1 pseudogene is annotated in these 418 nt (G+C 50.7%); it reads right to left on the reverse strand.

Annotated features, from left to right (window positions below):
• A pseudogene (locus tag VU18_RS20875) lies at positions 1-317 on the reverse strand (hypothetical protein); the annotation flags it as partial.
• Positions 318-418: the final 101 nt, after the last annotated feature.

The following is a 418-nucleotide window of genomic DNA, read 5'->3' on the forward strand; positions in this document are numbered from 1 at the left end:
TGGTTGAACCGGCACTGGCACACTTTGCATTGGTATTGCCCTTTTCCGCCGTTATTGGCGTACAGGTAAGAAGAGGGAGCCTGGCAGCGAGGGCAGGTCAACGAATCCGGAACACGGTGTTTCGCCTTCGCGCGGCGCTGGATGGGCCGCAAAGGACGTCCGTGCTGGGCTTCGTAGTCCGCCAACAACTTCCGGTAATCAAGGGTTTCCGGTACATCGATGATCGGAAGGTCATCGATCTGAAGTTTTCGGTACGGTTTTTGGACGGGTTCGTCCAAGTCCTTACGATTCAGGGATTTTCCCACGATCACACCCATGAGATACACAATGATTTGATATTGGGTCTTGATGATTTGAAGCAAATAGGCTAATCATTGAGGTAACAAAGCTTGTCACTCCTTTGTTTTGGCTGTTGAGT

It is taken from the genome of Geobacillus sp. ZGt-1, assembly GCF_001026865.1.
GTDB classification, from domain to species: domain Bacteria; phylum Bacillota; class Bacilli; order Bacillales; family Anoxybacillaceae; genus Geobacillus; species Geobacillus thermoleovorans.